The organism is Pinirhizobacter sp. (assembly GCF_035317885.1).
Taxonomy (GTDB): Bacteria; Pseudomonadota; Gammaproteobacteria; order Xanthomonadales; family Rhodanobacteraceae; genus Pinirhizobacter.
Genome location: NZ_DATHFX010000457.1, coordinates 21,763 through 28,976 on the forward strand (window position 1 = coordinate 21,763; position 7,214 = coordinate 28,976).

General features: G+C 68.3%; 7 protein-coding genes and 1 pseudogene. 6 read left to right on the top strand and 2 right to left on the bottom strand.

What is annotated here, in order from left to right; translation table 11 throughout:
- The first annotated feature begins 21 nt into the window (after nucleotides 1-21).
- The 6 genes from gspN (at nucleotide 22) to VK519_RS15080 (ending at nucleotide 4,580) form a co-directional block, all read left to right on the top strand.
- Nucleotides 22-786 (top strand): type II secretion system protein N, encoded by a 765-nt coding sequence (gene gspN / locus VK519_RS15055; protein WP_324351082.1) that lies wholly within the window; start codon nucleotides 22-24, stop codon nucleotides 784-786.
- Entirely contained in the window at nucleotides 783-1,577 is a 795-nt protein-coding gene (locus VK519_RS15060) for an inositol monophosphatase family protein (protein ID WP_324351084.1), read from the top strand. Before gspN ends, VK519_RS15060 begins: the two co-directional genes overlap by 4 nt.
- Nucleotides 1,577-2,134, top strand: a complete 558-nt coding sequence (gene nudE / locus VK519_RS15065) for an ADP compounds hydrolase NudE (protein ID WP_250627330.1) — start codon at nucleotides 1,577-1,579, stop codon at nucleotides 2,132-2,134. Before VK519_RS15060 ends, nudE begins: the two co-directional genes overlap by 1 nt.
- A complete protein-coding gene (gene cysQ / locus VK519_RS15070) occupies nucleotides 2,131-2,934 on the top strand; it encodes a 3'(2'),5'-bisphosphate nucleotidase CysQ (RefSeq protein ID WP_324351087.1) in 804 nt (267 codons plus the stop codon). The genes nudE and cysQ overlap by 4 nt, the downstream gene beginning before the upstream one ends.
- An 11-nt stretch (nucleotides 2,935-2,945) precedes the next feature.
- Nucleotides 2,946-3,740: a nucleoside triphosphate pyrophosphohydrolase gene (mazG, locus tag VK519_RS15075; RefSeq protein WP_324351089.1), complete on the top strand. Its 795-nt coding sequence runs from the start codon at nucleotides 2,946-2,948 to the stop codon at nucleotides 3,738-3,740.
- A 66-nt stretch (nucleotides 3,741-3,806) separates the two neighbouring features.
- Nucleotides 3,807-4,580 carry a DUF4097 family beta strand repeat-containing protein gene (locus VK519_RS15080; RefSeq protein WP_324351090.1) on the top strand — a complete coding sequence of 258 codons (774 nt, stop codon included), beginning with the start codon at nucleotides 3,807-3,809 and terminating at the stop codon, nucleotides 4,578-4,580.
- Here the strand turns inward: VK519_RS15080 and VK519_RS15085 are convergent, their stop codons facing one another.
- Nucleotides 4,581-7,064 carry an ABC transporter permease gene (locus VK519_RS15085; protein WP_324351091.1) on the bottom strand — a complete coding sequence of 828 codons (2,484 nt, stop codon included), beginning with the start codon at nucleotides 7,062-7,064 and terminating at the stop codon, nucleotides 4,581-4,583.
- Nucleotides 7,061-7,214 (bottom strand): annotated as a pseudogene (locus VK519_RS15090) (ABC transporter); the annotation flags it as partial. The gene VK519_RS15085 and the pseudogene VK519_RS15090, both read right to left, overlap by 4 nt.

Sequence of the window (7,214 nt, forward strand, 5' to 3'; positions counted from 1 at the left end):
CAACGTGGCAGGAGCAGGCGGTTGAAACGGCGTACCGGCATGGTGCTGTTGTTGGCGGTGCTGGCCATGTTTGCGCTTTTCTGGGCGCTGCCGGCGCGCTGGGCGCTACCCCTGTTACAGCAGCGCATGCCTGGCGTGCACCTGGATGGCGTCGGTGGCAGCCTCTGGCAGGGCCACGCCGAGAGCGTCAGCGACGACAAGGGCCGCCTGCTCGGCCGCGTCGATTGGACCCTCTCGCGCCGCGTGGTATTGGGCCAACTCGCCTTCGCCTTCGATTTCCACGGTCCGGCGGGGACAGCCGGCGGTGAACTGGAAGGCAAGGGCGACGTGCAGGCCTGGCGCCATGTCCGGTTGGACCTGGACATCAGCCGCCTGAAGCTGCCGCCTGCCTGGCGCATGGAAGGCGCCACCGGACGCCTGTCGGGTACCTTCGACACGGTGACCTTGCATTCGAACTGGCCGCAGGATCTCACCGGCACGCTGCGTTGGCGCGACGCCGCGGTGACGTCGCGCGGCGAGACGGTGAAGCTTGGCGACCTGCGCGCCGACCTCGCGGGCATGGCCAATGTCATCCACGGTGAACTGCGCGACGAGGGCGATGGCCCGGTAGCATTGCAGGGCAACCTGCTGGTGGCACCGATCGGCTGGCGGCTGGCGGCCAACCTTCGTCCACGCCACGCCGATGCCGCGCTTGACCGCGTGCTTGCCCGATGGGCACGCCCGGCCGCCGACGGCAGCTACCCCGTCAACCTGCATGCGGGCGTGGTGCCCGCGGAGGCACCATGAGCATCATCGACGACGCCACCCTGGACCACGCGCTTGCCGGCGCCCTGGAGGCTGCCGAGGCTGCCTCCGCCATCATCTGCCACTACTGGCGCGAAGGCGTCGCGGTGGAGCTGAAGGACGATGCAACGCCCGTCACCATCGCCGACCGCGAGGCGGAGCAGGCCATCCGCCAGGTGCTTGCCCGTACCTTGCCGGAGGCCTCCATCCACGGCGAGGAATTCGGCCGCGGCGACGACCGCCCACTGACCTGGCTGGTGGATCCGCTCGACGGCACCAAGAGCTTCGTCCGGCGCACGCCGTTCTTCTCCACCCAGATCGCCCTGATGGCCGGCTCCGAACTGGTGCTTGGCGTGTCCAGGGCGCCGCTTTATTGCGAAACCATGTGGGCGCGGCGCGGTGGCGGCGCGTGGCTCGATGGCGAACGCGTGCACGTCGCTGCCACGTGCAGCCTCGACCAGGCGTCGGTCTCCACGGGCAACGTGCGTAGCCTCACTTCAGGTAGCGGGTGGGATGCCCTGGGCGCGTTGATCCGCGACACCAACCGCATCCGCGGCTACGGCGATTTCTGCCACTACCATCTGTTGGCGCGTGGCGGGTTGGATCTGGTGATTGAATCGGACGTCAATATCCTGGACATCGCAGCCCTCGCGGTGATCGTGCGCGAAGCGGGCGGCATCTTCACCGACCTTGACGGTGGCGAGCTGGATATCCATACGCGCAGCGTGCTTGCCGGCGTACCGGCCATCCATACACTCGCCGCCCCGCGGCTGCGCGGCGCTACAATACCCTGATGAACAAGCGCCCGATCATCCACGCCACGCGGGACGTCACCGACAGCCATTTCCTGCACGTGGAGGCGGTGGACCTTGAATTCTCCAACGGTCAGCGCCGCACCTACGAGCGCATGAAAAGCTCGGGCCTGGGCGCGGTGATCATCGTGCCGATGCAGGACGACGAAACCGTGCTGCTGGTGCGCGAATACGGCGTGGGCGTGGAACGTTACGAACTTGGCCTGCCCAAGGGCCGGCTCGACCGCGGCGAAACCGTGCTCGAGGGCGCCAACCGCGAGTTGAAGGAAGAAGTGGGCTATGGCGCACGGGAGCTTAAATCCCTGGGCGTGCTGTCGCTTTCGCCCTCGTACATGACCCACCAGACCCACGTGGTGCTGGCACGCGACCTGTATCCCGAACGCCTGGAAGGCGACGAGCCGGAAGAACTCGAAGTGCTGCCGTGGAAGATGTCCGACCTGCACACGTTGCTCGGCCGCGAGGAAGTGAGCGAGGGCCGTTCCATCGCCGCGCTGTTCATGGCCCGCGAGTTCCTCGCCGGCAGGTTCCGGCCAGCGTGAGTGCAGCCTTGCATCTGCTCGAGCCGTTGGCCGCACTGGCGCGGCGCGCCGGCGATGCGGTGATGGACGTTTACGCCAGCGATTTCGCCGTGCATTGCAAGGACGACGATTCCCCCGTCACCGCCGCCGACCTTGCCGCCCAGCGCGTGATCGTCGAAGGCCTGGCAACGTTTGCGGAAATCCTTCCGGTGGTTTCCGAGGAAGCCACCGCGGCGCGCTGGCACGAACGCCGCCAGTGGCAGCGCTACTGGCTGGTGGATCCCCTCGACGGCACGCGCGAATTCATCAAGCGCAATGGCGAGTTCACCGTGAACATCGCCCTGGTGGACGGCCACGATACCGTGGCCTCGGTGGTGCTGGCGCCGGCCAGCGGCGATGGCTATCTCGCCGCGCGCGGTGCAGGCGCCTTCCGCCAGCAGGCCGCGGGCGGTCCCCTTACCCGCATACGTGCGCGCAGCAAGGCGCAGCCGCCGCTCCTGGCCGGCAGCCGTTCGCATGGGCTTGGACGCCTGGCCGGCATGCTCGAGCCCCTGGGTGCCTACGACACCTTCGCACTCGGCTCGTCGCTGAAATTCTGCGTGATCGCCCGCGGCGATGCCGACGCCTACCTGCGCCTGGGGCCAACCTGCGAATGGGATACCGCCGCCGGCCAGTGCGTGCTCGAAGAAGCCGGTGGCAGCGTGGTCGATCTTACCGGCCAGCGCCTGCGCTACAACACGCGCGATAACCTGGTGAATCCTGAATTCCTCGCCATTGGCGATACCGGCTTCGATTGGCTCAGCCACCTGGCCGCTACATAGCAAGGCATCCGATGGCACATCCCGACATCACGCCCCTGGCCGACATCATGGCGCGCCTGCGCAACCCGGAAACCGGTTGCCCATGGGACGTAAAACAGACCTTCGCCACGATTGCGCCGTACACCATCGAAGAAGCCTACGAGGTGGCCGACGCCATCGACCGCGCCGACCACGGCGCCCTTCGCGACGAGCTCGGCGACCTGCTGCTGCAGGTGGTATTCCACGCACGCATGGCCGAGGAAGCGGGCCACTTCGAACTGCGTGACGTGATCGAAGGCATCTGCGCGAAGATGATCCGCAGGCATCCGCACGTATTCGGTGACCAGCGCTACGCCGATCTTGCCGAGCAATCGCGCGCATGGGACCAGATCAAGGCCGACGAGCGCGCCGCCGATGGCCACGACGACACCAGCGCGCTGGCTGGCATCGGGCGCGGGCTGCCCGAGTGGCAGCGCGCGTTGAAACTGCAAAAGCGCGCCGACAACACCGGCTTCCGCTGGCCCGACCACCGCGGCGTGCTCGACAAGCTCACCGAGGAACTGGAAGAAGTGCGCGAGGCGTTCGACGAAGGCGCCGATCCCGCCCACCTGGCCGACGAGATCGGCGACGTGCTGTTCGTGGCGGTGAACCTTGCCCGGCACGCCAAGGTGGACGTGTCCACGGCGCTGCGCGGGGCCAATGCCAAGTTCGAGAGGCGATTCAGGCACATGGAGGCACTGGCGGCCTCTTCCGGCCGGGAATTCTCCGCCTTGTCCCTGGCCGAACAGGAAGCCCTCTGGCAGCAGGCCAAGACGGACCTCTCCTAGTTCAAACCTTTTGCCCGCCGCCGGCATCGATACCTGTGACCTTATTGCTGGCATCGGAGTCAAGACATGCGCAAGATCATCCTGCTTTGCATCGCCCTGGCGGTGATTCCCTTCGGCGCCCGTGCCGAGATGCCCTGTGCGCATTCGGCGCAACGGAACCTTGATGCCGACCTTGCCGGCGTGAGCCTGGTTCGCGTGGTGACGCGGAGCCACGACCTGAAACTCGATGGTGGCAGCGGCGCCGCGTTGGCCCTGCGCGGCACCGCCTGTGCCTCGAGCCAGGCAGGCCTGGATCCGCTTACCGTGCAGCAGCACCGCGAAGGCAGCACGCTGGTGATCACCTTGGGTGCCGACCGTGGCTCGGTCGACGGCGGCTTCGGTGGCTTCTACGCATACCTGAAAGTGAACGTGACGATGCCTGCGAATATCCCCGTGCGTCTTGAATCAGGCTCGGGCGATGCAGAGATCCGGCACGTGGCGGCACTGGAGGCCAGCACAGGTTCCGGTGACATCAACGTCAGCGACGTCGCAGGCGCGGTCAGCGCGAGCTCAGGTTCCGGCGACCTGACCATCGAGCGCGTCGGCAGCATCCAGCTGCAAGGCATCGGTTCGGGCGATGCGAAGATGCACGGCGTGCGCGGCCCGGTGACGGTGGGCAGCGTAGGTTCCGGCGACCTGGAATTCGGTGATATCGGTGGCAGTGTCGAAGTCGATTCCATCGGCTCGGGCGACATTACCGCCCGTGGCATCAAGGGCAGCCTTACCGTGCATTCGAAGGGTAGCGGTGACGTTGACTATGCCGACGTCAGCGGCAAGGTCGACGTGCCCTCGCGCAACTGATCAGCTCCCGCGCAACAAGGCCAGCGGGGACGTGCGCGTGACGCGCCGCGTTCCCGCCAGGCCGATCAGCATCACCACGATGCCAGCGGCGGCGGAGGCCGCCGCCAACGGCATCAATGGCGGGATGAAGCCATCGATGTGAAAGACGGCGCGGCCAAGCCACCATCCCGCGCCACCGGCGCCCAGCGCGGACGTGAGCCCCGCCACCAGGCCCAGCATGGCGAATTCGCATGCCGCCGCCAGGCGAAGCTGCGAGCGATGCGCCCCCAGGGTTCGCAGCAAGGCTGCTTCATGGCGGCGCTCCTGCGCGCTCGCTGCCATCGCCGCGGCCAGCACCAGCGCACCGGCGCCCAGGCTGAAACCCAGCACCCAGCGCACCGCCGAACCCACGCGGTCGACGATCTCGCGCACGCGGTCGAGCAGGGAATCGACATCGATCAGGCTGAGGTTGGCGTAGTCGCGCGAAAGCTTCGCCAGGGCATCGGCATGGCCGCGCGCCACATGGAAGCTTGCCAGCCACGTATGCGGGAGGTCCGCTGCGTGGGCAGGATCCAGCAGCAGGAAGAAATTGACGCGGAAGGAACTCCAGTCGACCTTGCGGACGCTGCCGACTTTTGCCTCGATGGTCGCCTCGCCGATCGCAAAGCTCATGCGGTCGCCGATCTTCAGCTGGTACATGTCGCGCCAGCTCTCATCCACCGAGACCTCGGCCGCCGTCGCGTTGGCACCAGGCCAGGCACCAGCCACGACCTGGTTGGAAGGCGGCAGCGCCTCGCTCCAGGACAGCCGCAACTGGCGGTCGGCCGACTCTTTGGCCCGCTCATCCTTTAGCGGCAGCTGGTCGACGGGTACGCCGTTGATCGCGGTGAGCTTGCCTACGGCCAGCGGCAGCATGTTCAGCTGGTCGCCACCGATGCCGGCCAGGGCACTGGCAAAGGCATCGCGCTGGTCATCCTGCAGGTTCAGGGCAAACCAGTTGGGCGTGTTCGCCGGCAGCTCGCGCCGCCAGCCTTCCAGCAGGGACGGCGCTACCACAGCGAGCAAGAGCAGCGCGGTGAGGCCCAGCGACAACGCCGTGGCCTGCACCAGCGAAAGCCCGCGGCGCCGCGCCAGCGCGCCCAGGCCAAGGCGTAGCGCCGGGTGCACGCCGGGAGCCACGCGTCGTGCCAGCCACAGCAGCAGGGCGGCCAGCAGTGCCGAGACCACGGCGACGGCGGCAAGGCTGGCGGCCAGGATGCCGGCCAGCCGCGCCGAGCCGCTCTGCGTCCACAGCAGGGCCACCGCCACGACCAAAGGCACCAGGTACAGCCAGTCGAAGCGGCGGCGCCGCCGCGCCAGGCTTTCGCGGAACACCGCAACCGGTGGTACTTCGGCCAGGCGCACCAGCGGCGGCAGGGCGAAACCCGCGAGCACGGCAAGGCCCAGGCCCCCGGCCACGAAGGCGGGCCCCAGCGGCAATACGGTGGGGATGTTGCCGACCATGGAACCGGCGAAATACCAGGCCAGCGCGGCCAGGCCAAGCGCGATACCCGCGCCCAGAAGGCTCGCCGGGATGGCAAGCAGCGCCAATGTGGTGCACAACAGCGCGACCACGCGGCGGCGCGGCGTGCCCAAGGCGCGCAGGAGCGCCACTTCATTCACCTTGCGCCGCGCATAGCGCTGCGCAGCCAGCGCGATCGCCACGCCGGAGAGAAGGGCGGAAAGCAGCGCCGTCAGCCGCATGAAGGCGCTGGCGCGGTCGAAGGCCACGCGCATGCGCTCTTGCGTCTGCTCAGGCGTGATCATCTGCGCGCCGGTCGGAAGCGCCTGGCCCTCGGCCCAGCGACGCCAGGTGGACACGTCGCGCGGGTCGCCGGCGAGCAGCAGGCGGTGCCGGGCGCGGCTGCCGCCGCCCAATAGCCCCGCGGCCCGGGCGTCGGCCAGGCTCATCATGGCCCGGGGCGCCAGCGCGAACAGTTCGCCGCCGTCGGGTTGGCGTACCAGTTCGGCGGCGATGGTGAGTTCACGGCCGCCCAACTGGATGCGCTGGCCCGGTTTCACGCCCAGTGCCACCAGGGCGCGATGGTCGAGGTAGAGCTGGCCCTCGGCGGGCGCGCGGCTGGCGAGCGGCCGGCCATTGGCGTCGCTGAGCTCCAGCGTGCCGCGCAGCGGATAGCCCTGGTCGGCCGCCATCACGTCCAGCAACTGGCTGCGCTGGTCGACGAAAGCCACCGACGGGAAGCTGGCACTACGCAACACCGCCAGGCCATCCTTGCGGGCCTCGTCGGCAAAGGTCGCGGGAAGCTCATTCGGTGCCGAGATGCCGACGTCGCCGCCGATCAATTCCGCGGCACTCGCCAGCAGGCCCCGTTCGATGCGCGTGGCAAGCGTGGCCACCACTCCCAAGGCCACCACCGCCAGCACCAGGGAAGCCGCCAGCGTGCGCAGCTCCGGCAGATGCCACTCGCGGCGCAGGGTACGCAGGGCGAGGGTGAATATCTTCATGCGGCCACGCCCAGGCGGCCACCGGTGAGTTCGGCGCTACGGGCGCAGCGTGCGGCAAGGCGCACGTCATGGGTGACCAGCACCAGGGTGGTGGCGTGCTCGCGGTTCAGCGCGAACAGCAGGTCGCCCACCTGCTGGCCGGTTTTCTGG